Raw genomic sequence first — 24922 nt, forward strand, 5'->3', positions numbered from 1 at the left:
AGGGGTTTGGTATGCAAAAGGTTAGAATGATTGCCCAAGGCAGGGTGCAGGGTGTTGGTTTTCGCTGGGGTGTTTATACTTTAGCTCTTGAAATCGGTGGCATCACTGGTCGTGTCTGGAATAACGACGATGGCACAGTGGAAATTCTTGCTCAGGCAGGCTCCTCTGCCACTATGGCAAAATTTATCCAAGAAATCCGAAAAGGTCCGACACCTTTTTCAAAAGTTACCTACCTGGACGTACAAATGAGCAACTTCTCATCCTATCCAGACTTCAAAGTCGCAAATTAGGTCTCTAGAACTATTGTATATTTTACAAAAAAACAGTAGAATAGAAAGGTATAATTTTTAAAGAAGGAATGAAAACATTGAAATCTATTAAACGTTTTGCCCTCTCTGCTATGGGAGTGGCTATGCTACTCGTCTTGACAGGCTGTGTCCAAGTAGACAAAGCAACAGGACAACCTACTGGTTTTATCTGGAACACTATCGGATCGCCTATGGCAGAGGCTATCAAATACTTTGCCAATGATATGAACCTTGGTTTTGGGATTGGGATCATCATCGTAACGATTATCGTGCGCTTGATTATTTTGCCACTTGGTATCTACCAATCATGGAAGGCAACACTTCACTCTGAAAAGATGAATGCTCTCAAACACGTGCTTGAGCCACACCAAACACGTCTCAAAGAAGCAACCACTCAAGAAGAAAAACTAGAAGCACAACAGGCTCTCTTTGCTGCACAAAAAGAAAACGGCATCAGCATGTTCGGTGGTGTAGGATGCTTCCCTCTCCTCATTCAAGCGCCTTTCTTCTCTGCTATCTACTTTGCAGTCCACTACACTGATGGTGTAGCTAGCTCTACCTTCTTGGGTATCAATCTCGGTTCCCCAAGTATGATCCTTGTCGCCTTCGCTGGTATCCTCTACTATCTCCAATCACTCCTTTCACTTCACGGAGTAGAAGACGAGATGCAAAGAGATCAACTCAAGAAAATGATTTACATGAGCCCACTCACGATTGTCGTCTTCTCCCTCTTCGCACCAGCCAGTGTGACACTTTACTGGGTTGTCGGTGGTTTCATGATGATTCTCCAACAGTTCATCGTTAACTATGTTGTTCGTCCAAAACTTCGTCAAAAAGTACGTGAAGAATTTGCCAAAAATCCACCAAAAGCAAGTTCAGCATCAACTACAGGCGGGCGAAAAGATATCACTCCTAACCAAGCAACTGCAATTACGACTACTAAGAAACATAAAAAACGTAATGCTGGTAAACAACATTCTAGAAAATAAGGTAACGGCTTAGCTGAAAGGCTAGGCCTTTTCTGCATCACAAAAGCCTGATGTTCCCATCAGGCTTCTTTTTATCCATGTACACGCTTCATATAGTCTTGATAGCTTTCTGTATCCATGAGTCTTTTGGCATTCTTGACACGGTCTGCTGTTGGTGGTTTTACCCCTTCGAGCGAATAAGGAATTCCTAGTTCACGCCACTTGAATTCTCCCATAGTGTGATAAGGTAGGATTTCAAACTTGTCAACGTTTTTGAGGGTTTTGACGAATTTACCGAGTTCAATCAAGTCCTCATCTCTGTCTGTCAAGCCTGGAACCAGCACATGGCGAATCCACACAGGCTTCCCAATGTCTGATAGATATTTTGCACAGGCCAAGATGTTTTTATTGGTTTGGCTGGTAACAATCCTGTGTTGTTCGTCGTTGATCTCCTTGATATCCAAGAGAACCAAATCTGTCACAGCCATGAGTTTATTAAACTTTTCGAGATAACGTGGTTTATTACGGAACGGAAGGGCACAGGTATCCAAGGTACAGTGGATTCCTTTTTCCTTGGCCTTGGTAAAGAGGGCAATCAAGAAATCAATCTGCAAGAGGGCTTCTCCACCACTGACAGTGATTCCTCCCTTGTCTCCCCAGAAACCACGGTAGCGAAGGGCTTCTGTCAAGACATCGTCTACTGTCCGTCTTCGTGATTTATTGGTCTCCATAGCCCATGTATCGGGGTTATGGCAGTATTGGCAACGCATCTGACAGCCCTGCAAAAAGACAATAAACCGAATCCCAGGGCCATCTACCGCCCCAAAACTCTCTGTCGAATGCACCATCCCTGTCACTTGTCCATAGTCAATTGTTTCTTCAGACATATCGTCACCTTCCTTGAAACCGTTTTATAGTTTTATTATATCACGAGTAAGGTGAAAAACAAGGGTTTTTTGTCTATTTTTTAGAAAGCAATCTGTTTTTCACTTTCATTTTCAATTTCTTTTAATGATCCGATTCAAAATCAAAACCATACAAGGTTGCGAAATAGTCCTCAGGGCGCTCTGCACGGCGGATTTGGCGGGCTTTTCCTTCTTCGGTATAGAGGATTTCTGCCGAGCGTAATTTTGCATTGTACTGGTAACCCATGGAAAATCCATGTGCACCTGTATCATGAATTACCAGCAAATCACCGATTTCTGTATAAGGTAGTTCGCGGTTCACTGCAAATTTATCATTGTTTTCACAGAGTGAACCGACCACGTCTACCACCTCAATAGGTCCATCTGGATGGGTCAGATTGGTGATATGGTGGTAGGCTCCATACATGGCGGGACGCATGAGGTTGACTGCTGACGCATCCACACCCAGATAGGTACGATAGGTTTTTTTCTTATGAGTGACTCTTGTAACGAGAGCTCCGTGAGGGGCTAACATAAAGCGACCCAATTCGGTGAAAATCTTAACCTGACCAAGACCTGCTGGCGTAAGGACTTCCTCATAAACCTTACGAACTCCCTCACCAATCACAGCAATGTCATTTGGCTCCTGATCTGGACGGTAATTGACTCCGATTCCGCCGGAAAGATTGATAAAGTCTAGTGAAATGCCCAACTTTTCCTTGATTTCAACAGCCAATTCAAAAAGCTGACGCGCCAACTCTGGGTAGTAGAGATGGGTGACGGTATTGGATGCTAGGAAGGAGTGAATCCCAAAAGTCTTGGCTCCTTTTTCCTTCAAAATCGCAAAGGCTTCAAAAAGCTGGTCCTTGGTCATGCCAAACTTAGCTTCTCCAGGATTGTCCATGATATCTGTTCCTAGCTCAAAAACGCCACCAGGATTGTAACGACAAGAGATGATTTCTGGAATGCCTGCTGCACGCTCCAGATGTTCAATATCTTCAAAGGCATCCAAGTTAATGGTCGCACCCAATTCACGCGCATAGGCATATTCCTTGTCTGGCGTGTTGTTAGAAGAGAACATGATTTCAGAACCGGGGAAATTCAGTTTATGGCTCATCAAGAGCTCCACGTAACTAGAACAGTCCACACCACAGCCTTCCTCTTGGAGGATTTTCAAGATGGCTGGAGTTGGAGTAGCCTTAACTGCAAAATATTCTTTGAATCCCTTATTCCAAGAAAAGGCTTTGTTGACGGCTCTTGCTTTTTCACGAATCCCCTTCTCGTCATACAAGTGGAAGGGAGTCGGGAACTCTGCAACAATTGTTTCTAAATCTTCACGGCTGATAAATGGTGTTTTCATAGGCATCCTTCTATTCTGTTTGCAAAGAAAGGCTGGGACAATCGTTCCAACCTTTAGTTCTATCTCTTATTTGTCTTCGTCAAAGATATTTCCAATCTCAACATCGATGGATTGGTTCTTAACATCAATATTGGTAACCTTCAAGAGTGACTTGTAATCGAACTGCTTTTCACGTTCTTCTTGGGCATTGTCTGCAAAGACTGCAACACCAGCCAGTTCAGAGTCAAACTCACGCAAGAGACTAATCATCCCGTTGACCGTTCCGCCGCCTTTCAAAAAGTCATCCACGATCAAGACACGACTGCCTGCCTTGAGACTGCGTTTTGAAAGGAACATTTTCTCAATGCGGTCACCGCTGGAACCTGAAACATAGTTGACGCTGACCGTTGAACCTTCGGTAATTTTCAAGTCACGGCGCACAATGACAAATGGAACATTGAGTACATTGGCAACTGCATTTGCGAGTGGCACACCTTTTGTTGCTACTGTCATAACAGCATCGATTTTTTGGTCCATAAAGCTCTTGGCAATGATGCGACCAATATTTTTCAAAATGGCAGGCGTACTAAGCAAATCAGACAGGTAGATGTAGCCACCTGGCAAGATACGGTCGCTTTCTGAAAGTTTGTCACGCAAGTCTGCGATCATTTCTTTGGCTTCATGACTTGAGATTGATGGTGTAAAGATAACGCCACCACCTGCTCCAGTAACAGTCTGAATATGACCGATTTCGATTTCCTCAAAGGCACGCTTGATAATCACGATATCCTCTGAGATAGAGGATTTAGCAGATTCGTACTTTTCTGCAAAGGTGTTGAGACTTGTTAGTTTGTATGGATTATTAATCAAATAGTTGGAAATGACAACCATCCGATCACTTCTTCTTAATTTCATTTTTATTTACCATTCCATTTAATTTTGATATTTTATCCATTATACCACATTCACATAAAAAAACGAACATTATTGCGTAAAAAATGCTCGTTTTTCTTAAATCATTAATCTAAATCTGGTTTATAGAAGGAACGATTGTCCATAGCGAAGATTTTATTGGTCATCTCTCCTTTGTCCACCAAAGCTAGAGCTGTTGACATCATCATCATGCTGGCATCTAGATTGTCAATCATATGAATAATCTCTGCCTCCATAATGCGTGGACGGACTGGACTTCCATACTCTAGTAAGCCATGGTGACTGAGGATGACATGGCGCAGTAGCACCACTTCTTCTCTAGTATCATCGATGCCTAGTTCCATGACAGTCTTGGTAATTTCGCTATCGATGAGGGCTATATGGCCGATGAGATTGCCTCGCACTGTGTACTCCGTCTGGTCTGGTCCCGTCAACTCAATAACCTTGGCCAAGTCATGCAACATAATTCCCGCATAGAGGAGGCTCTTGTTGAGCTGAGGATAAATCTCACTAATGGCATCTGCCAAGCGCACCATGGTTGCTGTATGATAGGCTAAACCTGTTTCAAAGGCATGGTGATTGGTCTTGGCAGCCGGATAGGAGTAGAATTCCTTATCATACTTGGTGTAGAGATTTCGGACAATTCGTTGCCAAACAGGATTTTCTATTTTGAAAATCATTTGCGACATGTAGTCACGGATTTCCTTGACATCGACTGGTGACTTGACCTTGAAGTCAGCTGGATCGTTGGGTTCCCCAGGCTGAGGCAAGCGAAGCGTGATTTGATTAACTTGAGGAGTGTTGTTATAAACTTCTCGACGTCCCTGCATGTGGACCACTTTCCCTGCGGTAAAGGCCTCAACGTTATGCGGTTGGGCATCCCAGAGTTTCCCTTCAATCTCGCCACTATCGTCTTGGAAGGTAAAGGCTAGGTAGTTTTTCCCAGCACGCGTCTGTCTCAGGTCAGCTGATTTAATCAGGTAAAAACCTTCAAACAGCTCATCTTTTTTCATGTGACTAATCTTCATATTCTTCCTCATCTTCTTGGAAATGGAGTAGATCAAGCTCAGGCTCACCTTCTGATAATTCAATGTGACGGAGCGTCCGCTCGATAGCTGTGGTACGACGGTTTAATAATTCATCAATATTGCCAGAGGCATGTTGGAGATGCTTTTGTGCCTTGACCAGAATGTCACCAAACTTGCCAAACTCGGTCTTGACACTAGCAAGAGTCTTGCTGATATGATCAGCACTCTTTTGGATATTAAGGGTTTTGAAGCCAACTGATAGGGAATTAAGCAGGGCTGATAGGGTACTTGGACCAGCAACAATAATCTGCTCCTCCCGTCTCAAGTCATCAAAGAAGACCGGATTGCGAACAATCTCTGAATAAAGACCTTCTGTCGGAACAAACAAGACTCCAAAATTGGTCGTCCGAGGTGGTGCTATGTACTTGCTCTTGATATCCTTGGCAAAGCGCTTGACGCTAGCTAGGAGTGACTTGCGACAGCGTTCAATCTCGTCCTTATCGCCTGCTTCATAAGCTTCTTCTAAGCGATAATAATCCGCCAGTGGAAACTTGGAGTCAATCGGTAAATAGACATATTCCTGGTCACCCTGTCCAGGTAACTTGATGGCATACTCTACTCGCTCGCTAGAGTTTTCAACCGTTGCAAATTCTCGTTCGTACTGGGCAGGTGTCATGATGTCTTCGATGATCTGCCCCAGTTGCAATTCGCCTAGAATCCCTCGCGTCTTGGTTCCAGAGAGAACCTTGTTGAGGGCACCAACATCGCGGGCAACTGTCTGCATCTCTCCAAGGCCACGATTGACAGACTCCAGTTGCTTGGAAACTGTCTCGAAGGAAGCCTGCAAGCGCGTCTGCAAGGTCTTTTCCAACTTTTCCTCGACTGTCTGGCGCATTTGTTCCAAGCGTTGCTCATTGGACTCCTGCAAGGCTTGGAGACGTTGGTCGGTCTTGTCCCTAGTTTGAAGGAGATTCTCGTTCATCTCCTGTCTAACTTGAGTCAAGCCTTGGTGCAACTCCATTCGCACCTCCTGCAAACGGTCGCTGACAGCCACTTCCAAGTCTTTTTGGTCTAACTGACTGGCTTGTCTAGCTTGGTCAAAGCGATAATCCAGTTGGTCTGAAAGATTGTCTGCTTGATCCTCCAAGCTCTTGGCTAGGTACTTGTCTTGCTTATCCTGCCTTTGCCAAATCAGAAAGAGTCCAGCTAGGTTGACAATTAATAATAGTAATAATACAGTCTCCATCCTACCTCCTGTCCTTGCTATGTAGCACGACGACATAACCATCTGGGCAAGTTACCGAAACTTCCCTATCTATATATTCGTTAGAAGCGTACACTTTTTTAAAGAAAAAATTCTCCTCTGTCAATTCGTACTTGGCACCAAGAATGGTCAGCTGGCTATCCCGAACTGGCATAAAGGCTAGATAATCGTAGTCTGAACGGGGCTCTAGCTGACTGGTCCCTTCTGGACAATAGGCAATCACATTTTGCCCATCCTCAATCGCTATCTGGCGCATATAGGGTGCCAGCTTGGGATTGCTAGGCAGGAAGACATTGGCCAGCATATGATCAATACGACCACCCAAAGCCCCAAAAATAGTCACCTGAGCCTGAGGATTTTTATCAAAGACGGTCAAGAGAGCCAATTCCAAATCCGTGTCATCTTTTTCCGGCTGGGCTTGGACAAAATGTTGGGCACGTTTTTGAATCAACTGACGTTCGTCTGCAGTCACCGAATCAAAATCCCCAACCGCTAGAGCCAGAGGCAGGTCTTCTTCCAAGACCCAGAGCGAACCACGATCCACACCGACAAAGCAATCAAAATCCGTCCGATAATAACCGCGATCTCCGCCTGCAAAAACGGCAACCCTAGTCCAGTTGTTTTCTGAGAGTTTGCACTCGTTCATTGACATCTCCCTTAAAGACATAGGATCCTGCTACAAAAACGGTCGCACCAGCTTCTTTGGCCTGAGCAATAGTCTGGTCATCAATACCGCCATCGACTTCAATCTCAAAGCTCAAACCTTTTTCCTGACGAAGGGCAACCAACTCACGAACCTTGTCCATGGTTTCAGGTAGAAATGCTTGCCCACCGAAGCCAGGGTTAACTGTCATGACCAAGACTTGGTCAACTAGATGAAGGATGTGCTTGATCGCCTCCACAGGTGTCCCAGGATTGATGACAACCGAAGGTTTGACACCAAGAGAGCGAATTTTTTGGAGGGCGCCATGGATATGGGGCGTTGCTTCAACATGGATACTGATGATATCCGCTCCTGCACGCGCAAAGTCTTCTAAGTGGTGTTCTGGATTTGCTACCATCAAGTGACAGTCAAAGACCATCTTGCTATGAGGACGAAGAGCTTCAACCACTCCCGCACCAAAACTAATTTGTGGCACAAAGTGACCATCCATGATATCGATATGGGCATACTCTGCTCCAGTTGCTTCTAGGCGTTTGATTTCACGTTCAAAGTTGGCATAATCTGCTGCCAGAATTGACGGAGCAATCTTGTATTGAGACATAGGTTTCTCCTTATTTTGGAATTTTTTTGCTGACTTTTTTATAGGTTTCTCGGCGATTTTCAATCTCACTGAGAAATTGCAGGTAGTTGTCAAAACGGAAGGTAGCAATGGTACCTTCTTCGACAGCTGGCTTAACCGCACAGGACGGCTCATGGGTATGGGTACAAGTACGGAACTTACAATCTCGACTGACACCGGCAATCTCTGGAAAAGCTTGATTGAGGTCTTCAGCCGTTGACACTTCATAATCCAGCGATGAAAATCCTGGCGTGTCTGCGATTTTCCCACCATTGAGATTGTAAAAACTAACAGCTCGAGTGGTATGGCGACCACGACCCAGACTATCTGAAATTTCTCCTGTTTCAAGATTGAGGTCCGGTGCGATTTTATTGAGAAGGGTTGATTTCCCAACACCTGTCTGCCCCATGAAAACTGTAACCTTACCTGTCAACAAAGGCATGAGCTCCTCCTTGCTGGTCACAAAATCGTAACCAATAGCACCATAGGTTTGTTGGTAAAAATCTAATTCTCCCCTATCTTCCAGCAAGTCCATTTTAGAAATATAGACGACGGGATGGATGTCCTTGTGTTCCAAAAGAACCAAGAAACGATCCAACAAGTTGCTGTTGAAGTCAGGTTCCTTGACGGACATGATCACCACGGCTTGGTCAATATTGACAATAGGCGGACGGACCAGACTGTTTTTCCGTTCGTGAATTTTGAGGATATAACCTTCGGAATTTTCCTCCGCAGAAAAATCTACCCAGTCCCCAACGTAGGGTGTATGACCTTTTTTGCGGAAATTCCCACGCGCACGTGTCTGATAGACTTGGTCCTCACTCTCCACATAGTAGAATCCTGCCAAGGCTTTAATGATTTGTCCCTTCATCTTAGAGTCCTTGTCCTTTGAGCGCATCTGCTAGGCTAGCAAATTCTGCCAAGCTAAGAGCTTCTCCACGCACAGATGGTGACAAACCTGCTTGGTCCAAAGCCTTGGTCAGCTTATCCTTGACTTCATCAGTTTTCCCAAAGTAGCCTGTTAAGTTGTTCCATAAGGTCTTGCGACGATGGGTGAAACTAGCCTTGGAAACCTTAAAAAAGAAGTTCTCATCTTTCACTGCTACAGCCGGCTCTGGACGACGCACCATTTTTAAAATGGCTGAGTCCACGTTTGGGGCTGGCACAAAGACCGTACGAGGCACGATAAAGGCAACATTTGCTGTCATGTAATATTGAACAGCAATCGACAAACTACCGTAAGCTTTGGTATTGGGCTGTGCTGAGATGCGATCCGCCACTTCTTTTTGCATCATGACGACAAACTCACTAAAAGGAATCCCACTCTCGATTAAATGCATGAGAATAGGCGTCGTAATGTAGTAAGGCAAGTTGGCTACCACCTTAATGGGCAGGTCAGGATTTTTGAAATTCTGAATATGCTGTGCCAAATCGACCTTGAGAATGTCCTCGTTTACTACGGTAACATTGTCAAAATCACGTAGGGTATCCGCTAGAATTGGCACCAAACGGTGGTCAATCTCAAAGGCCATAACTTGAGCTGCACGCTCAGCCAAAAACTCCGTCAAGGCCCCAATACCTGGCCCGATTTCGATAACATTAACCTGGTCATCAATCTCAGCCGTATCCACGATTTTTTGAAGGATATTGGTATCCGTCAGGAAATTCTGCCCGAAGGACTTTTTAAAGGTAAAACCGTGACGCTCCAGCACTGCCTTGGTCACGCTATAATCTGCAATTCTCATTTATTCTCTTTTCTATTTGTTAGCTAAAAACAATATATAGAACCCACATAATTCCTAGTACCAATACAATCCAAAACACAAAATGAATACGATGCTTGTTTGAATCGGATCCAGTCATATCAAGCGCTTTCTTATCTTCTTGGGGGTTCATTTTCTTCAGTTCATCCTGATAGGCAACCGAATCTACAATATTGTCTTCTGGCAATAATTCTGAAGCATAATAATCAGGAAAGCCCATAGCAAGACCGATTAAGTTCTTTTCTGTCACAGAAAAATCTAAATCTTTGGGTCGATTTTCCCGAATAGCTCGTATATTTTTTAACAGTTTATCAGAAACAACAGACACTTGGTCCATAAAAACAACATCTAAAAGATCAAATCCGAGCACATCACCGTCTTTGACATTTGCAAGAATATAACGGACAAAGTCATCATATAGCTGCACGGATTGTGGGGCATTCTCTTCTAAAAAAGATCGGTTTTTGAGGGCACTCTGCTGGAATTTTTCAATAGAAAGCAAGATATCTACATTCTGCTCTTGGTAAAATCTTTCTGCTTGCTCTTCATCTTCTTCCAGTTTTTCTGCTGTTTCCCAGAGAGCAATCGGAGCTTTTAAATCTTCTTCATCCCAAAACAATTGCCAAAAATAGGGTATTGTGTAAATTCCCTCTGTTAGAATACGGGCTTCATCTCCGTTTTTTAAGTAAATATAACTTCTATTTGCCATATCATTTCCTTTCACAATCTTTGAAAAAGGTTAGTGGTTCAAGTAGGATGTAGATAAAACTATAAAGTTTCCAATTTTTCATGCCCAATCGAAAACCTAGATTTCATTTAAAAAGATGTTTCATAAAAACATCAAGGGACGATAACAATACATGACCAGTTCAACCTCGGTCAGGACATCATCTGCAATTCTCATTTATTGTCTTTACTAATGTAGTATGCTTCCGGGGTATAATGATAGAGCAAAACAAATAAGGGTGTCTCAGTAATTCCTTCCAGCATCTCTTTTAATACTCCATCTGGATTGATAATCTCTCCTGTTTTAGTGAAATAAACACCTTGTTCCCCATTTCGATTACGGAGTTCCCAGGCCACATTATTTCCTTGAACAGACGGCAAATAACATTTCTTTTCTAGAAAGTCAAAAAATTCTTTCACCGTCATATCTTTAGGAACATCAAATTCTGTCTCATGGGGCAGTACATCATCCCCCATACACACAGACTCTCTGTCAACTTGTATTTTCATTTCGCTCTGCCCTTATAAGTTTCTATTTGAACGCTATCAAAATAAATCTAAGTACCTCTATTGTAACACATTCCCTTTGTATTTTTGAGCTATCTAGCTATTATCATAACTTTCCATAGCCTCTTCCACTTCTGCCAAAGTTACTCCAAACAACTCCAACCGCTTGAGCAGCTGTTTTCCATTGGAATAGCCGATGCGGAGCTGTTCGCCTAGATACTCTCGGCGTCTACGACTGTCTGCTCCCGCTAGGAAACCTAGGCGAATCAAGTCACCACGACTGATGTTAAACTCGTTCTCGCTTTCAAATTGCTCTGTCACCTGAGTCAGCGCTGTTTTTAGATCTTCATAGCTGGCATGTTCAATTCCCAGAGAACGTCCCTTGGACTTAGATTTGGGAACAGCCTCATCTCGCTTGAGAAAGGCATGCTGCACCGTTGGAATGGCCGTCATAATCATGCGCCGGATCCGCTCCCCATTAAAATCTGGATCTGTAAAGACAATGACTCCATGCAATTCATGCAGGCGCTGAATGCGTTCTATATCATGGTCATTTATTGCGGAACCTCGTGTCTCATAGGTTTCCACGTCAAAGTAACGTTTGAGATTGGCCGTGTCATCACGCCCTTCGACCACGATGACTTGGGAAATTTTTTCTTTCATTACTTGCTATCCAATCCAAAAATTCGCTCTGCATTTGCAGTCATTGCTGCTGCTAATTCCTCGGTCGTCATCCCACGCAAGTCGGCGATAAAGTCCACCACATAACGAGTATAGGCTGTTTTGTTTTCACGGCCACGTTTAGGAACAGGAGCCAGGTAAGGCGCATCCGTCTCTACCAGAATCTTATCTAAAGGAAGCTCTCTAGCAGCTTCTTGAACATCCGTAGCTTTTTTAAAAGTCACCACTCCTGAGAAAGAAATGGTCATACCAAGCTCGATAAACTTCTCAGCCCACTCGAGAGAGCCTGAAAATGAATGCATGATGCCACCACTAGGACCAACGCCCTCACCCTTGATAATCTCATAAGTATCTTCCAGCGCATCACGGGTATGGACCACAAAAGGCAAATTCAAATCCTTAGACAGCTGAATCTGACGACGAAAAACCTGCTCCTGCACTTCCTTAGGTGCTGTCATCCAATGGTAGTCCAGACCAATCTCACCTAAAGCAACAACCTTGTGATGTTTTAGTTTTTCAAGCAAGTAAGCTTCGACCTCATCTGTGTAAGTCCCTGCCTCCGTCGGATGCCAGCCAATAGTTGCGTAGAGCTGCTCATACTCATCTGCTAACTCTAGGGCTCGCTCAATGGTCGGTTTATCAAAACCAACAATATTCATCTGTGTCACACCCATCTCAGCAGCCAAGGCAAGCTCTTCCTCCTCGCGTCCTGCAAATTCTTCTACATTTAAATGTGTGTGCGTATCAAAAATCATCTCTTCTAACCTCATTCTTCCATCTATTATACCAAAAATAGCATCCCTCGGCTTGGAAAAATATCCAAAAACCAGTCATTCTCCCTTGACTGCCCTTTTTCAAAGCAGTATAATAACACTTATTGAAATTTTCATCAAAGGAAAAGAAAATGTTTAGAAAATTAAAATATACCTTTATCGGTCGACCACTCAAGTCTCTCACAGACGGCGAAGGGGGATTACTTGGAAAAATGCAGGCACTTGCAATGTTATCCAGTGATGCCCTGTCTTCTATTGCCTATGGACCTGAACAAGTCATTCTCGTTTTAGTCAGTCTCTCTCCTCTCGCTATTTGGTGGAGCCTCCCTATCGGTATTTTTGTCCTCTTACTCCTCGCTAGTTTGACCATTTCCTATCGTCAAATCATTCATGCCTATCCTCAAGGTGGTGGGGCTTATATGGTCACTCGGGAAAACCTCTCCCCTGAACTAGGCTTGATTGCAGGGGGTAGCCTCCTTGTTGACTATATGCTGACAGTAGCCGTATCCGTTGCTTCTGGAGCTGATGCAATTACAGCAGCCATCCCTGCCCTCCATCCCTACAATCTTCATATCTCTATTTTCCTAGTCTGCCTGCTCATGCTCTTGAATTTAAGAGGATTAAAAGAATCTGCCAGCTCTCTGATGATTCCCGTCTACCTCTTTATCTTCAGTACCGTCTTTCTCTTGCTTTATGGGTTCTTTCAACTATTTACAGGTTCCTTAAACTATCAGGCGACTTCATCCATTGGACAAACTGTTCCGAGCCTTTCCATCGTTCTCCTATTGAGAGCCTTTACCAGTGGCTCTGCCTCTCTGACAGGGGTTGAGGCTATTTCAAATGCGGTACCATTTTTCAAAACTCCGAAAGAAAAGAATGCTGCTCAGACTTTGACCATCATGTCGCTGATTTTAGGCTTTCTTTTTGCAGGCATTACCTTCCTAAACTACTGGATGGGTATCACGCCTCAACACGGAGAAACCATCCTCTCGCAAATGGCCAAGGGTATTCTTGGTGATTCATTCTTTGGTCATGCTAGCTACTATCTCTTCCAGTTCTCGACAGCCTTAATTCTAGCTGTAGCTGCAAATACTGGCTTTTCAGCCTTCCCTATGCTGTCCTACAATATGGCCAAAAACAAATACATGCCCCATCTCTTTATGGAAAAAGGGGATCGCCTTGGCTACTCCAACGGTATCTTAACTCTGGCTTTTGGAGCTATGATCCTTCTTCTTATTTTTAATGGGAATACTGAACGCTTGATTCCTCTTTATACTATCGGGGTCTTCGTTCCCTTTGCCCTTTCTCAGACTGGGATGATTCGCCATTGGAAAAAGGAAAAAGGAGCAAACTTCTTAAAATCTGCCTTCGCTAATATCCTTGGGGCCATCATTTGTTATGCTATTGTCCTCATTTTACTCCTCTTCAGACTGGGAGATATCTGGCCATTCTTCCCAATTATCCTAGTTCTAACCTTCCTCTTTTTGTCCATTCACAACCATTACCAAAAAGTGGCAAAACAACTGCGACTCTACGAAGGAATTGAAAAGCGCACTTATGACGGTAACCTTGTCCTTGTCCTAGTAGGAAATGTTACTCGAGTAAGTGTCGGAGCCATTAACTACGCTCAAAGTATCGGTGACGAAGTGTTAGCCATGCACATTTCTACTAAAGAAACGGCAGAAAAAGACCAAGAAATCCTCCAGGAATTTACCGATTACTTCCCAAGTATCACTATGAAGAATATCAACACCAGCTACCGCGACATCATCACCCCTAGCGTTAAGTATGTCAAACGAATCGCCCAAGAAGCTAAGCAAAAAAACTACACCGTTACAGTCCTTGTACCACAGTTCATCCCTAACAAGCCTTGGCAAAATATCCTGCACAATCAAATGAGCCTCAAACTAAAATACGCTCTCAGATGGCACGAAGACGTCGTTGTCGCTAGCTACTCTTATCACTTAAAAGAATAAACAAAAACTCAAAATCAGTTACTTATATCTGGTTTTGAGTTTTTTGTATGTGACCTTTTAAATGAGCATTCCATGAATTCCATTTGAAATTGACGATTTCGTGGACAATGCACCCTTTAAGATAAAAAGAAAAGCCAGTAGACTCGAGTTCCTACTGACTTCTTTGCTGAATTTGTTTGGATTATGCAGCCAAAACTTTGCGTCCTTTACGACGACGAGCTGCCAATACGCGACGACCGTTTTTAGTTGACATACGGTTACGGAATCCGTGTTTGCGCGCACGACGAATTTTACTTGGTTGATAAGTACGTTTCACGATGAATACCTCCTCATAGATTTTGTATTCGTTTAGCCGGCTATAAAGTGATCAGTTACTAAACATACTTTACTATTCTATCTGATTCTGATACTTTTGTCAATAGCTCTAGGCAAATGTTTCCAGCTTTTTCTCATGTAAGCCCTATCTACGATACTGTTCCAAGAAACGAGTCATCTTTTCTTGGATTTGTGCTAATTCATCTACACGAGGAAGATAAACAATACGGAAATGGTCTGGTTCTTGCCAGTTAAAACCGCGACCATGAACCAAGAGAACCTTTTCCTGCTTCAAGAAATCAAGAACGAACTGTTCATCATCATCGATGCGATACATATTGCGGTCAATTTTAGGGAAGATATAAAGACCCGCCTTCGGCTTGACCGCAGACAAACCTGGGATATCTTGGATGGCATTGTAAATGAAGTTTCTTTGCTCGTAAATTCGTCCACCAGGGAGGAGCAATTCATCCACTGACTGGTGCCCACCTAGTGATGTTTGTACGACTTGCTGGGCCAAAACGTTAGAGCAAAGACGCATATTGGACAGCATATTGAGCCCTTCGATATAACCCTTGACATGTGTCTTAGGTCCTGATAAGACCATCCATCCTATACGGAAACCAGCGATACGGTGAGATTTTGAAAGACCATTCATGCTGACACAGAAGACATCTGGAGCCAGACTAGCTACTGAGACATGCTCATGACCATCCATGACCATACGGTCGTAGATTTCATCCGCAAAGATGATCAAGTCGTTTTGACGTGCAATCTCGATAATCTCTAACAAGAGTTCCTTGGGATAAAGGGCTCCTGTCGGATTATTTGGATTGATGAGAATAATAGCCTTGGTGTTTGAAGTGATTTTTGACTTGATATCGTCAATATCAGGGTACCATTCTGCAGCCTCATCACAGATATAGTGAACGGCATTTCCCCCAGCTAGGCTGACAGCCGCTGTCCATAGAGGATAGTCCGGCATAGGAACCAAGACCTCATCTCCATTGTCCAAAAGCCCCTGCATGGACATGACAATCAGTTCACTGACACCATTTCCAAGGTAAATATCATCAATATCCACATTTGGGAATTTCTTTAGCTGGCAATACTGCATGATGGCCTTACGGGCTGAGAAAATCCCTTTAGAATCAGAGTAGCCTTCGCTATCACGCGCATTCATAATCAAATCATGAATGACCTCATCTGGCGCTGTAAAGCCAAATTCTGCTGGATTCCCTGTGTTCAGGCGTAAAATCTTTTCTCCATTTGCTCGCATACGCATGGCTTCTTCCAAAACAGGACCACGAATATCATAAGCAACATGCTCTAGCTTGCTAGATTTGTTAAATTCTTTCATCTTTTTTCCTCAATTCGTCAGGATAGTAACATTATACCACTAGAAAGTCGCTGCGACAAGCTTCCATAAACAAGGAAGCAAAAGAAAAAACATTGACAAAGAGAATCCTCACCAATTCTCTTTTCTTTTATTATATATACGCACTAAGTCTATGACCAACAATATGGTTTAAAATATGATTTTTACTTTACTTCTTTAGTGAAAAGGGTTACAATAAAAGTAAGAAAATTTCAGGAGGTTTCATTATGGCACAACGTTACCAAAATGTTATGGTCGCAATTGATGGTTCTAAAGAAGCGGACTTGGCTTTCGTCAAAGGTGTTTACACTGCTCTACGCAATGAATCCAAGCTCACCATTGTCCATGTTATTGACACACGCGCTCTTCAAAGCGTATCTACCTTTGATGCTGAAGTTTACGAAGAACTCCAAGCCGACGCTGAAAGTATGATGAAAGAGTATGAAAAGCGTGCAAAAGATGCTGGTTTAACGGATATCCACATCGTCATCGAAATGGGAAATCCCAAAACTCTCCTCGCTCGGACGATTCCGGACGCAGAAAATGTTGACTTGATTTTAGTTGGTGCTACAGGTCTCAATGCCTTTGAACGCCTCTTAGTCGGTTCTTCATCTGAATATATTCTCCGCCATGCAAAAGTTGATTTGCTGGTCGTGAGAGAAAGTGAAAAAACATTATAATTATTAAAAAAGGAGCCTAGAGCTCCTTTTTGTTACTTATTATTTCTATTTCTTTCTTTATGTCGCTCATAAGCCTTAAGCTGACGTTGTAGCTCCTGTTTAATGGCAGGTTCTGGAGCATATTTTTCTTCCCAGTCGTCCGGTTTTAAAATCTTGTGCGTAACTGGGTCAAAATGAGCTTTTCCATCAGGGAAAACCTTCCCCATATTTGCTTCATGGACAATATCAAAAATGCGTTCTGGATCCACTCCCATCAAAACAAAACTGCCGTACGTGAAATACAGTGTGTCGATCAAAGCATCCACTTGACCGACCAGATTTTGCTTAGCAGATGTCTTTTTCGCCACTTTCTCTGCCGCCTTATCAAGTGCCTCATGCATGCTTGCAAGGGAGTTTTGGAATTCTTCCTCCGAAGAACTTGCCGCGCGGACAAACTCTACTAATTCTTCAATTTTAAAATCTGCGCGGTGGGTTGCACCTTCAGCATCCCATGCCTGTGGCTCTTCTTGAGTTCGTTCATCCATCATGTGGTGGAAGGTCTTGACTTTATTAAAGTGGTAGTCCCGACTGACAAACACTTTTTCTGAAGCTAAAACGCCAAAGTGCTCAAGCGCCTTGTGTATGCCATCTTGTTGATTGCTTGCTGTGATATGCTTGGCAACTTCTTTGGCACTGCTACTGCCATTTCCCATAGCGACTGACATACCGACACCTGCCAACATTTCCAGGTCGTTATCTGAATCACCAAAGGCCATGACCTGGTTGAGATCAAAGCCATATTCTTTCCCAACTCGGCGAATGCCTTCTAGTTTGGAATTTCCTTGGTTAATGATATCTGCTGCAAAAGGATTGCTTCGAGTTAATTTCAAATCTTCAAAATCACTTGCTGCCTTCTCAGATTCCTCTGGCGTCATCAGCATCAAAACTTGATAAATGGGTTGATTAATCAAGTTAAGTAGGTCGTCTTCCTTTTGAGGAACTGCCTTGCTGACCATTCGATTAAAGGAACGGCTAACGGTTCTTGTCAGAACAGTAGGAATAAAACGACTAACCAGTTGAGAAAAGGAGCCGAGACCAAATGACATAATCTTCGAACCAACAACGGCGTGCTCGGTTCCAAGAGCGATTTCTTTACGCTCCTTTTTAGCATAAGCAATCAGTTGACGCAGGCTTGATTTAGCAATTGGACTTGCAAAGAGTACCTTTTCTTTATTAAAAATGTATTGGCCATTGTAGGTCACCGCAAAGTCTAGGTCCAAGTCTTCCATCAATTCCTTGACAAAAAACGGTCCTCGTCCTGTCGCTACTCCAACAAGTACCCCTTGCTCTTTGACAATCTTAATCGCGTCCTTAGTGGATTTCAAAACACTCTTGCGATCGTTGACTAGTGTTCCATCGATATCAAAAAAAACAGCTTTGACTTCCATCCTATCCCATTCTCCCCTTTTGTGTTACAATGATTATACCACATTTCAGAAAGAGTGAGTAAATCATGCCTAAGAAAATCCTTGTTTTGCATACAGGTGGGACCATTTCCATGCAAGCAGACGCCACTGGTGCCGTTGTGACTAGTCAGGACAATCCCATGAACCATGTTTCCAATCCGCTTGAAGGTATTGAGGTTCATGCCCTAGACTTTTTTAATCTGCCAAGCCCTCATATCAAACCCAAGCATATGCTTGCACTCTATCATAAGATCAAAGAGGAAGCTGATAACTACGATGGAGTTGTCATCACACATGGTACAGATACCTTAGAAGAAACAGCCTACTTCCTTGATACCATGAAAATTCCGCCCATCCCCATCGTTCTAACAGGGGCCATGCGTAGTTCAAACGAACTTGGTAGCGACGGTGTATATAACTATCTGAGCGCTTTGCGAGTTGCCAGCGATGACAAAGCAGCCGACAAGGGGGTGCTGGTCGTCATGAATGACGAGATCCATGCAGCCAAGTATGTAACCAAAACTCATACGACCAATGTCAGCACCTTTCAAACCCCAACACATGGACCACTTGGTCTCATCATGAAGCAAGAAATCCTCTACTTCAAAACGGCTGAACCTCGTGTCCGGTTTGATCTTGAGCATATTCAAGGTCTGGTTCCCATCATCTCAGCCTATGCAGGTATGACAGACGAGCTAATTGATATGTTAGACTTGGAACAGCTGGATGGCTTAGTCATTCAGGCCTTTGGAGCAGGCAATGTTCCCAAAGAAACAGCTCAAAAGTTGGAAAATCTCCTGCAAAAAGGAATCCCAGTCGCCTTGGTCTCACGATGTTTTAATGGCATTGCTGAACCTGTCTACGCCTACCAAGGTGGGGGGGTACAGTTGCAACAAGCTGGTGTTTTCTTTGTCAAAGAACTCAACGCTCAAAAAGCTCGCCTCAAATTATTAATTGCCCTTAATGCTGGATTAAAAGGACAGGCTTTGAAAGACTATATGGAAGGATAATCCTCTTCTCTAGAACGCAAAATCAGGAAATCTTCACGATTCCCTGATTTTTTCTATTTACGTTTTCGTGTTGAACGACGTTCTGTCAAACCATGAGGTAAGAGAACTTCACGTTCTTCCAACTCTTCCTTATGCATAATCTTAGTCAACATACGCATGCTGATAGCACCTAGGTCATAAAGAGGTTGGGCAATAGTAGTCAAGTTTGGACGAGTGAATCGTGCAATCTGAGAGTCATCTGTCGTAATGATTTCAAACTCTTCTGGCACAGACACACCGTGGTCAGCCAAACCATTCAACACACCCGCCGCCAATTCATCACCTGTTACAACTGCGGCTGTAGCTTGTGATGAAATCAAGCGTTCTGCCAAGGCATAGCCATCGTCATAGCTGTATTTTGATTCAAAGACCAAGCCCTCGCTATAAGAATGCCCAGCTTTTTTCAAGGCTTCCTTATAACCAATCAAACGAACCTTGCCATTGATATCATCGACGAGTGGTCCACTCACAAAAGCAATTTTCTCGTTTTCTTTGAGAAGGTAGCTCACAGCATCAATCGTTGCTTGTTTGTAGTCGATATTCACACTTGGAAGTTGGTGTTCAACATCCACAGTACCAGCAAGAACAACCGGTGTCCGTGAACGAGAGAACTCTGAACGAATCTTTTCAGTCAAGTGATAGCCCATAAAGATAATCCCATCGACTTGTTTTGAAAAGAGAGTGTTAACCACTGAAACTTCCTTTTCATCATCCTCATCACTATTTGCAAGGACAATGTTATACTTGTACATTTCAGCAATGTCGTCAATTCCCTTAGCAAGTGTTGAGAAATAACCATTGGTAATGTTAGGAATCACAACTCCGACTGTCGTTGTTTTCTTGCTAGCCAAACCACGTGCTACCGCATTTGGACGATAGTCCAAGCGATCAATCACTTCTAGGACTTTTTTTCGAGTGTTCTCTTTAACATTCTTGTTGCCATTAACGACACGGCTAACTGTTGCCATTGAAACTCCTGCTTCACGGGCGACATCATAAATCGTTACTGTATCATCTGTGTTCATTCCGTTTCCTTTCTATAATGAAAATTTCGCTTTCACGCATCTACTTACTCCATTTTATCACTTATTGTAAACACTTTCAAGTATTTTTTAGAGAAACTTTGAAAAAATTTCACAGTTTATTCCTATTTTGAAAAAGCGAGTAGGATTTCTTGATTTTTGAGATATTTTGCTGTATGATAAGGAAAAATAAAAGGGGGAGGGGAATTCTTATGGCTTTTACAAATACACAGAGACGTTCCGCCAGTTTTGGCGTCGTGACCAGCTTGCCTGATGATGTCATTGACTCTTTATGGTATATTATCGATCATTTTCTGAAAAATGTCTTTGAATTAGAAGAAGAACTTGAGTTTCAACTGCTCAACAATAAGGGGACCATCACCTTCCATTTTTCTAGCCAGCACCTTCCGACTAGCATCGATTTTGATTTCAATCATCCTTTCGATCCGCTTTACCCTCCTAGGGTCCTTGTTTTAGACTTGGACGGCAGAGAAACCATCCTCCTTCCAGAAGAAAATGACCTATTTTAAAAACTCTAGCTTCTCAGCGCAAACTGCTGAGGAACTAGAGTTTTCTTTTTCTAATAAATAGAGCGACTAACAACTAGACCGTTTGGTTTTGTATACTCTAAGTCAAGGTAATCCTGATAAGTCCCTGGCACAATGAAACCTTGGGGACTCAATATATCAGTCCCAGCTTTTCCCACGATAGAGTCTGCCAGCAAGACACAGTTGGTACTGAGAACAAAGTAGGTCTTAAACTCGGATGAGCTGAATTTATAGAGGGTCGCATCTGCTTCCTCTTTCAGTTGGTAGGAGTAGGTATGCTTTACCTCGCCCTCTCTTCTTTTCATCAATTGAGAGCTCGGCTCCCAAGGAATTAACAAATCTTCTATTTCTTCTAAACGAGCTTGGATAGCAGCTTTCTGTTGGTCCGTCAAACTCAGACCGTAAGCAAACAAGGTCTTCTGACTTTCCCTCTTACAGAGTTCAATGTATTTTTCCCGATTGGCCTTAAACAGAACACCGTCTCCAACCATGCCGAATAAACGTTCCGAGTGAGGATCATAGGAACCATAGGAAATAACCTGTCCTTGATAACAAATATCCACATGTCCCATAGCAAGGAAGAAAGAGGTTTCTGAGGTATGGACAAAAATTTCCAGGTCAACCGTCTGGTCGTTTTTTCTTTCTGAATGAACTTCCCCTTCTTGACTTTCATGATTTGCCAGCCACTCATTTAATTTTCGTAAGGTGCTGATAGGAATCAGAGCCGTCACAAAGATCGGCAGAGTCATTCGCATACGTCGTTTCAGCCTGGGATTGTTTTCTATCCTTTCAAAAAAGAAACCGTCCCGGAGGCTACTAGCTCCTAGCATGAGCAAGTAAAATCCAAGCAAGAGCAATTCAAAATTCGCTGCATCGTGAAAAGGAGAGATGCTATAAAGCCCGAATCCTATCATCCATACAGCATCGAAGAGATGATGGAGCCGAGGATGAATGGCATTTTTTCGATAGAGAGACCAAGTCACAAGACTAATGATGCCCGTAAACAGCTGGTAGCTCGCAATGATAAAAACCAGGAGATAGAGGGCAAGGTCTTGCAAGATGATAGAGTCAAACACCAGAGCCGCTACCACCAGCTTGCCCAAGGTTACAAAGATATTTTCCCGACGTTTTTTATCTTGAAACCAGCGAGTCAACAAGTGCCAAACTGCTGATAAGGAAAAGTAGCCCATCAGCAACTGGTACCCCATTCGCGGAATAACTTGTCCAAAACGAATCAAGAGAAGCCCTAAAACAATAGCAAGTAGTCCCTCCCCGATACTCTTCCACTTGCTATAGGTCTCGGAAAGCTTAGGCATTTCCTTGCTCCAACTGGTCAACCAAGTAACGAATTGGTTGTTTTAAGATTGGATGGATAAAATGGGGAGCTATTTCCGCTAACGGCTCAAGGACAAAGAGGCGTTCTGCTATATAAGGATGAGGTAAGATGAGGTCGTCTGTATAGATGACTTGGTCCTCCACAAAGAGCAAGTCTAAATCAATCAAACGAGGCCCCCAATGCACCTCTCGAACCCGTCCCATTTCTGACTCAATGGCTAATAATGTTTCTAACAAGACTGGTGCTGGTAGCCAGGTTTCTACTTCAATCACCTGATTGGCAAAGCTATCCTGTTCCACACCTCCCCAAGGCTCTGTCGCCAAGACACTGGACTCTTTGAGAATATGGATACCTTGAGCTCGTAGTTTGTCAATAGCTTGTTCCAAGTTTGCTTGCTTGTCCCCCATATTGCTTCCTAGAGCGATAAAGGCCCGCTGCTTACGACGGTGAATGGTCACCGAGCAGGTATCCAATGGCAAATGTACTGGTGCCCAAGGTTTTTTGAGTTCAAGTTCAATCTCTTGAACCAGAGGATAGGTCTCAAAGGTACGCTCTACTAGTTTGTAGGCTACCGTTTCAATCAAGTCCTCAATGGTTTCCTGAAACCAAATCGTCCACTGCTGACACAGTTCTCCGTAATGGACAGAAGCTGTCAAATCCAATTCTGTCGCCGCCTTGGTCATATCATAAGATAAGCTTGCGGAAATAACAAACTTCTGCCCCAATTCCTTCTCACTAGGGAAAAGACCATGATAGGCAAAAATTTCCAAATCTTTAATCTGCAGTTGATCCATAACTAGTCCTTTCTAGAAAAATCCGCATGAAGCGGATTCTTTTTTATAGTCCCATTAGACGATAAGCCTGATCTCTTAGGTCTTTATCTGTTTCAAATACACCTCGCGCTACTGTCGTCAAGGTTGCCGTGCCTGGCTTTCTGACACCACGCATGCTCATACACATATGTTCCGCCTCAATGACAACAAAGGCTCCCTTAGCACCCAGATAGTCCATCAAGGCATCGGCCACTTCGATATTCAACCGTTCTTGAATCTGTGGTTTTTTAGAATAAACTTCAACCGTACGGGCAAGTTTGGATAAGCCTGCTACACGTCCATCTGGAATGTAGGCAATGTGCGCTCTCCCATAAAAGGGCAAGAAGTGGTGTTCACACATGGTGTGGAAAAAAATATCCTTTTCCACTACCATATTGTCATCAATAATCTCAAAAGATTTTGACAGGTGTTCCTCAGCAGTTTGGCCAAGACCTGAAAAAATCTCTTGATACATACGAGCTACACGAGCAGGTGTTTCCTGCAAGCCCTCGCGGTTAGCATCCTCACCGACAGCCTCAATAATCATTTTTACAGCCGTTTCAATCTTTTGTGTATCCATTCTCGTTCTTCCTCTCCATCAGATAGGCTCTCACTTGGCTCAAGAAATACAAGGAACCTGTGACAATCCTAACTGTTTGTTTCTCTTCTTTTTTATCTGTCAATTTCTGCTCTAGAAAATCCTGCCAACTTTGGTAATTGAGATTTCTAGACTTGGCTGTCTCTTTCAGCACGCTTTCATCAGTCGCCCGACTATCGTCAAAATGTGTCAAGGTAAGCTCGGTATCTGGCATTTTCCCTAGCAAATCCAGCATATCGTCCAGGGCCTTGGTTTTGATGCAGGTAAAAAGGATTTCCTTATGATAATCCGCAAAGCGTCCTTGCAAGGTTGCTAATAAAGCCTTGATAGCATGAGGATTGTGGGCCCCATCCAAAAACAGTAAGGGGTTACTAGACACGACCTCCAAACGCCCTGGCCATCTGGTTTCTTTCAAAGCTTGAGCAACCAAGTCATTACTTGCTAACTCCCGCCCAGTCTCCTGGCAATAAGTGTCTAGGAGGGCAAGCGCCATCCCCGCATTCTCTATCTGGTGTAAACCAAGCAGACCTGTTTGAAAGCGACCTTGTCTGACAGAACTACTATAATCAAAGATTTCACCCGCTACCACGCTTTCTTGATGACGAACCTGATAATCTTTCCCATAGGCAAGTCTAGGCGCATTTTTAGCTTCTGCAATATAGTCAATCACAGCCAGGGCTTCAGGAACAATATGACCTGTCACTAATGGAATACCTTGTTTGATAATACCAGCCTTCTGCTCTGCTATGGCTTCCAAGGTGTCACCAAGTAGGGCTACATGATCCAGTCCAATGGTCGTAATTCCTGTTAAAATTGGCTGGCAGACATTAGTACTATCCAAAAGACCACCCATGCCGACTTCCATGATAGCCACATCTACTTGTTCTGAGGCAAAGTAATCATAGGCTATAGCTGTAATTATCTCAAACTCGGTTGTTCCCTGCAAATTGTCAGCAGATTCTCTCTCAAGCAAAGACTGATAGTCTGCCATGAGAGCTTCTAGTCTAGCCTCGGGGATAGATTCCCCATTGATGCTAATCTGGTCTGTATAATGAATGAGATAGGGCGAGCTGAACACCCCAACTCTCAGACCTAGCTTTTCCAGCATCTCTTTCAAAAAAGCAATGGTCGAACCTTTACCATTTGTTCCGCCGATATGGATAACCTTGAGTTTGAGATGGGGATTGCCTCGTAAACCTAGGAGTTCTACCATTCGCTCCAAACCAAAATGCGGTTGGTCCGTCCGGTAGTGGGCAATCCACTGATTGTTTTGAATTTCGTTCAT

Annotated in this window: 27 protein-coding genes; 6 read left to right on the plus strand and 21 right to left on the minus strand. The window is 43.4% G+C overall.

The genetic code is table 11. The features are described from left to right. Positions 1 to 11: 11 nt before the first annotated feature. Positions 12 to 290, plus strand: coding sequence for an acylphosphatase (locus ATE37_RS08210; protein ID WP_084868674.1), 279 nt, complete (start codon positions 12 to 14; stop codon positions 288 to 290). 77 nt (positions 291 to 367) lie between these two features. Beyond that, on the plus strand, positions 368 to 1297 hold the full coding sequence (yidC, locus tag ATE37_RS08215; protein ID WP_084868712.1) for a membrane protein insertase YidC: 930 nt from the start codon (positions 368 to 370) through the stop codon (positions 1295 to 1297). A gap of 71 nt (positions 1298 to 1368) precedes the next feature. Here the strand turns inward: yidC and pflA are convergent, their stop codons facing one another. The 13 genes from pflA to ATE37_RS08280 form a co-directional block, all read right to left on the minus strand. Further along, on the minus strand, positions 1369 to 2163 hold the full coding sequence (gene pflA / locus ATE37_RS08220) for a pyruvate formate-lyase-activating protein (RefSeq protein ID WP_084868675.1): 795 nt from the start codon (positions 2161 to 2163) through the stop codon (positions 1369 to 1371). A 121-nt stretch (positions 2164 to 2284) separates the two neighbouring features. Next, a complete protein-coding gene (locus ATE37_RS08225) occupies positions 2285 to 3541 on the minus strand; it encodes a diaminopimelate decarboxylase (RefSeq protein WP_084868676.1) in 1257 nt (418 codons plus the stop codon). A 66-nt stretch (positions 3542 to 3607) separates the two neighbouring features. Next, a complete protein-coding gene (gene purR / locus ATE37_RS08230; protein ID WP_002874197.1) occupies positions 3608 to 4435 on the minus strand; it encodes a pur operon repressor in 828 nt (275 codons plus the stop codon). 104 nt (positions 4436 to 4539) lie between these two features. Beyond that, a complete protein-coding gene (locus tag ATE37_RS08235) occupies positions 4540 to 5481 on the minus strand; it encodes a 3'-5' exoribonuclease YhaM family protein (protein WP_084868677.1) in 942 nt (313 codons plus the stop codon). Beyond that, on the minus strand, positions 5471 to 6727 hold the full coding sequence (locus ATE37_RS08240) for a DNA recombination protein RmuC (protein ID WP_180382783.1): 1257 nt from the start codon (positions 6725 to 6727) through the stop codon (positions 5471 to 5473). The genes ATE37_RS08235 and ATE37_RS08240 overlap by 11 nt, the downstream gene beginning before the upstream one ends. Before the next feature lies 1 nt (position 6728). Then, positions 6729 to 7391, minus strand: a complete 663-nt coding sequence (locus ATE37_RS08245; RefSeq protein WP_084868679.1) for a thiamine diphosphokinase — start codon at positions 7389 to 7391, stop codon at positions 6729 to 6731. Next, on the minus strand, positions 7354 to 8010 hold the full coding sequence (gene rpe / locus ATE37_RS08250; RefSeq protein ID WP_084868680.1) for a ribulose-phosphate 3-epimerase: 657 nt from the start codon (positions 8008 to 8010) through the stop codon (positions 7354 to 7356). Before rpe ends, ATE37_RS08245 begins: the two co-directional genes overlap by 38 nt. A gap of 10 nt (positions 8011 to 8020) precedes the next feature. Continuing rightward, complete coding sequence (gene rsgA / locus ATE37_RS08255) at positions 8021 to 8899, minus strand: ribosome small subunit-dependent GTPase A (RefSeq protein WP_084868681.1); 879 nt, start codon at positions 8897 to 8899, stop codon at positions 8021 to 8023. Position 8900: 1 nt separating this feature from the next. After that, positions 8901 to 9773 carry a 16S rRNA (adenine(1518)-N(6)/adenine(1519)-N(6))-dimethyltransferase RsmA gene (gene rsmA / locus ATE37_RS08260; protein ID WP_084868682.1) on the minus strand — a complete coding sequence of 291 codons (873 nt, stop codon included), beginning with the start codon at positions 9771 to 9773 and terminating at the stop codon, positions 8901 to 8903. Positions 9774 to 9792: 19 nt separating this feature from the next. After that, on the minus strand, positions 9793 to 10500 hold the full coding sequence (locus ATE37_RS08265) for a dimethyladenosine transferase (protein ID WP_084868683.1): 708 nt from the start codon (positions 10498 to 10500) through the stop codon (positions 9793 to 9795). 191 nt (positions 10501 to 10691) lie between these two features. After that, on the minus strand, positions 10692 to 10994 hold the full coding sequence (locus ATE37_RS08270; RefSeq protein ID WP_241502108.1) for a hypothetical protein: 303 nt from the start codon (positions 10992 to 10994) through the stop codon (positions 10692 to 10694). Positions 10995 to 11120: 126 nt separating this feature from the next. After that, positions 11121 to 11687 (minus strand): ribonuclease M5, encoded by a 567-nt coding sequence (gene rnmV / locus ATE37_RS08275; protein WP_084868685.1) that lies wholly within the window; start codon positions 11685 to 11687, stop codon positions 11121 to 11123. Continuing rightward, on the minus strand, positions 11687 to 12460 hold the full coding sequence (locus tag ATE37_RS08280; protein WP_084868686.1) for a TatD family hydrolase: 774 nt from the start codon (positions 12458 to 12460) through the stop codon (positions 11687 to 11689). The genes rnmV and ATE37_RS08280 overlap by 1 nt, the downstream gene beginning before the upstream one ends. 149 nt (positions 12461 to 12609) lie before the next feature. Between ATE37_RS08280 and ATE37_RS08285 the strand changes: the two genes are divergently transcribed. Continuing rightward, entirely contained in the window at positions 12610 to 14454 is a 1845-nt protein-coding gene (locus ATE37_RS08285) for an APC family permease (RefSeq protein WP_084868687.1), read from the plus strand. A gap of 181 nt (positions 14455 to 14635) precedes the next feature. On the opposite strand, the gene rpmH is transcribed toward ATE37_RS08285, so the two are convergent. Continuing rightward, positions 14636 to 14770, minus strand: coding sequence for a 50S ribosomal protein L34 (rpmH, locus tag ATE37_RS08290; protein WP_000831902.1), 135 nt, complete (start codon positions 14768 to 14770; stop codon positions 14636 to 14638). Between the two features lie 144 nt (positions 14771 to 14914). Then, a complete protein-coding gene (locus tag ATE37_RS08295; RefSeq protein WP_084868688.1) occupies positions 14915 to 16129 on the minus strand; it encodes a pyridoxal phosphate-dependent aminotransferase in 1215 nt (404 codons plus the stop codon). Positions 16130 to 16374: 245 nt separating this feature from the next. On the opposite strand from ATE37_RS08295, the gene ATE37_RS08300 reads away from it, so the two are divergent. Then, positions 16375 to 16827, plus strand: coding sequence for a universal stress protein (locus tag ATE37_RS08300; protein ID WP_000079164.1), 453 nt, complete (start codon positions 16375 to 16377; stop codon positions 16825 to 16827). Between the two features lie 32 nt (positions 16828 to 16859). Here ATE37_RS08300 and ATE37_RS08305 read toward each other — a convergent pair whose 3' ends face one another. Further along, entirely contained in the window at positions 16860 to 18254 is a 1395-nt protein-coding gene (locus ATE37_RS08305) for a Cof-type HAD-IIB family hydrolase (RefSeq protein WP_084868689.1), read from the minus strand. Positions 18255 to 18319: 65 nt separating this feature from the next. Here ATE37_RS08305 and ATE37_RS08310 point away from each other — a divergent pair, with 65 nt between their 5' ends. Then, positions 18320 to 19282, plus strand: coding sequence for an asparaginase (locus ATE37_RS08310; RefSeq protein ID WP_084868690.1), 963 nt, complete (start codon positions 18320 to 18322; stop codon positions 19280 to 19282). A gap of 53 nt (positions 19283 to 19335) precedes the next feature. Here ATE37_RS08310 and ccpA read toward each other — a convergent pair whose 3' ends face one another. Beyond that, on the minus strand, positions 19336 to 20346 hold the full coding sequence (gene ccpA, locus ATE37_RS08315) for a catabolite control protein A (RefSeq protein ID WP_001090635.1): 1011 nt from the start codon (positions 20344 to 20346) through the stop codon (positions 19336 to 19338). A 209-nt stretch (positions 20347 to 20555) separates the two neighbouring features. On the opposite strand from ccpA, the gene ATE37_RS08320 reads away from it, so the two are divergent. Continuing rightward, entirely contained in the window at positions 20556 to 20873 is a 318-nt protein-coding gene (locus ATE37_RS08320; RefSeq protein WP_000886045.1) for a DUF960 domain-containing protein, read from the plus strand. A 50-nt stretch (positions 20874 to 20923) separates the two neighbouring features. Here ATE37_RS08320 and ATE37_RS08325 read toward each other — a convergent pair whose 3' ends face one another. Genes ATE37_RS08325 through ATE37_RS08340 form a run of 4 tightly spaced genes read right to left on the minus strand, consistent with a single transcriptional unit; the run spans position 20924 to position 24922 of the window. Continuing rightward, complete coding sequence (locus tag ATE37_RS08325; protein WP_084868691.1) at positions 20924 to 22207, minus strand: hypothetical protein; 1284 nt, start codon at positions 22205 to 22207, stop codon at positions 20924 to 20926. Further along, a complete protein-coding gene (gene folK / locus ATE37_RS08330; RefSeq protein ID WP_084868692.1) occupies positions 22200 to 23021 on the minus strand; it encodes a 2-amino-4-hydroxy-6-hydroxymethyldihydropteridine diphosphokinase in 822 nt (273 codons plus the stop codon). Before folK ends, ATE37_RS08325 begins: the two co-directional genes overlap by 8 nt. Positions 23022 to 23064: 43 nt before the next feature. After that, positions 23065 to 23619: a GTP cyclohydrolase I FolE gene (folE, locus tag ATE37_RS08335; RefSeq protein ID WP_000380933.1), complete on the minus strand. Its 555-nt coding sequence runs from the start codon at positions 23617 to 23619 to the stop codon at positions 23065 to 23067. After that, a complete protein-coding gene (locus tag ATE37_RS08340; protein ID WP_084868693.1) occupies positions 23600 to 24922 on the minus strand; it encodes a bifunctional folylpolyglutamate synthase/dihydrofolate synthase in 1323 nt (440 codons plus the stop codon). The genes folE and ATE37_RS08340 overlap by 20 nt, the downstream gene beginning before the upstream one ends.

Origin of the sequence: Streptococcus oralis subsp. tigurinus (assembly GCF_002093575.1) — a bacterium.
Classification (GTDB): Bacteria; Bacillota; Bacilli; order Lactobacillales; family Streptococcaceae; genus Streptococcus; species Streptococcus oralis_CH.

Excerpts from the sequence above, each read along its gene's own strand:
- ATE37_RS08270 (WP_241502108.1), bottom strand. The coding sequence starts at position 10,994 with ATGGGGGATGATGTACTGCCCCATGAGACAGAATTTGATGTTCCTAAA.
- ATE37_RS08305 (WP_084868689.1), bottom strand. The coding sequence starts at position 18,254 with ATGGAAGTCAAAGCTGTTTTTTTTGATATCGATGGAACACTAGTCAAC.
- folE (WP_000380933.1), bottom strand. The coding sequence starts at position 23,619 with ATGGATACACAAAAGATTGAAACGGCTGTAAAAATGATTATTGAGGCT.
- ATE37_RS08245 (WP_084868679.1), bottom strand. The coding sequence starts at position 7,391 with ATGAACGAGTGCAAACTCTCAGAAAACAACTGGACTAGGGTTGCCGTT.
- ATE37_RS08300 (WP_000079164.1), top strand. The coding sequence starts at position 16,375 with ATGGCACAACGTTACCAAAATGTTATGGTCGCAATTGATGGTTCTAAA.
- ccpA (WP_001090635.1), bottom strand. The coding sequence starts at position 20,346 with ATGAACACAGATGATACAGTAACGATTTATGATGTCGCCCGTGAAGCA.
- ATE37_RS08265 (WP_084868683.1), bottom strand. The coding sequence starts at position 10,500 with ATGGCAAATAGAAGTTATATTTACTTAAAAAACGGAGATGAAGCCCGT.
- rsgA (WP_084868681.1), bottom strand. The coding sequence starts at position 8,899 with ATGAAGGGACAAATCATTAAAGCCTTGGCAGGATTCTACTATGTGGAG.
- ATE37_RS08325 (WP_084868691.1), bottom strand. The coding sequence starts at position 22,207 with ATGCCTAAGCTTTCCGAGACCTATAGCAAGTGGAAGAGTATCGGGGAG.
- ATE37_RS08285 (WP_084868687.1), top strand. The coding sequence starts at position 12,610 with ATGTTTAGAAAATTAAAATATACCTTTATCGGTCGACCACTCAAGTCT.
- ATE37_RS08310 (WP_084868690.1), top strand. The coding sequence starts at position 18,320 with ATGCCTAAGAAAATCCTTGTTTTGCATACAGGTGGGACCATTTCCATG.
- rnmV (WP_084868685.1), bottom strand. The coding sequence starts at position 11,687 with ATGAAAGAAAAAATTTCCCAAGTCATCGTGGTCGAAGGGCGTGATGAC.
- pflA (WP_084868675.1), bottom strand. The coding sequence starts at position 2,163 with ATGTCTGAAGAAACAATTGACTATGGACAAGTGACAGGGATGGTGCAT.
- folK (WP_084868692.1), bottom strand. The coding sequence starts at position 23,021 with ATGGATCAACTGCAGATTAAAGATTTGGAAATTTTTGCCTATCATGGT.
- ATE37_RS08320 (WP_000886045.1), top strand. The coding sequence starts at position 20,556 with ATGGCTTTTACAAATACACAGAGACGTTCCGCCAGTTTTGGCGTCGTG.
- ATE37_RS08210 (WP_084868674.1), top strand. The coding sequence starts at position 12 with ATGCAAAAGGTTAGAATGATTGCCCAAGGCAGGGTGCAGGGTGTTGGT.
- rsmA (WP_084868682.1), bottom strand. The coding sequence starts at position 9,773 with ATGAGAATTGCAGATTATAGCGTGACCAAGGCAGTGCTGGAGCGTCAC.
- ATE37_RS08295 (WP_084868688.1), bottom strand. The coding sequence starts at position 16,129 with ATGAAAGAATTTAACAAATCTAGCAAGCTAGAGCATGTTGCTTATGAT.
- rpe (WP_084868680.1), bottom strand. The coding sequence starts at position 8,010 with ATGTCTCAATACAAGATTGCTCCGTCAATTCTGGCAGCAGATTATGCC.
- purR (WP_002874197.1), bottom strand. The coding sequence starts at position 4,435 with ATGAAATTAAGAAGAAGTGATCGGATGGTTGTCATTTCCAACTATTTG.
- ATE37_RS08280 (WP_084868686.1), bottom strand. The coding sequence starts at position 12,460 with ATGATTTTTGATACGCACACACATTTAAATGTAGAAGAATTTGCAGGA.
- ATE37_RS08240 (WP_180382783.1), bottom strand. The coding sequence starts at position 6,727 with ATGGAGACTGTATTATTACTATTATTAATTGTCAACCTAGCTGGACTC.
- ATE37_RS08225 (WP_084868676.1), bottom strand. The coding sequence starts at position 3,541 with ATGAAAACACCATTTATCAGCCGTGAAGATTTAGAAACAATTGTTGCA.
- ATE37_RS08235 (WP_084868677.1), bottom strand. The coding sequence starts at position 5,481 with ATGAAGATTAGTCACATGAAAAAAGATGAGCTGTTTGAAGGTTTTTAC.
- ATE37_RS08340 (WP_084868693.1), bottom strand. The coding sequence starts at position 24,922 with ATGAACGAAATTCAAAACAATCAGTGGATTGCCCACTACCGGACGGAC.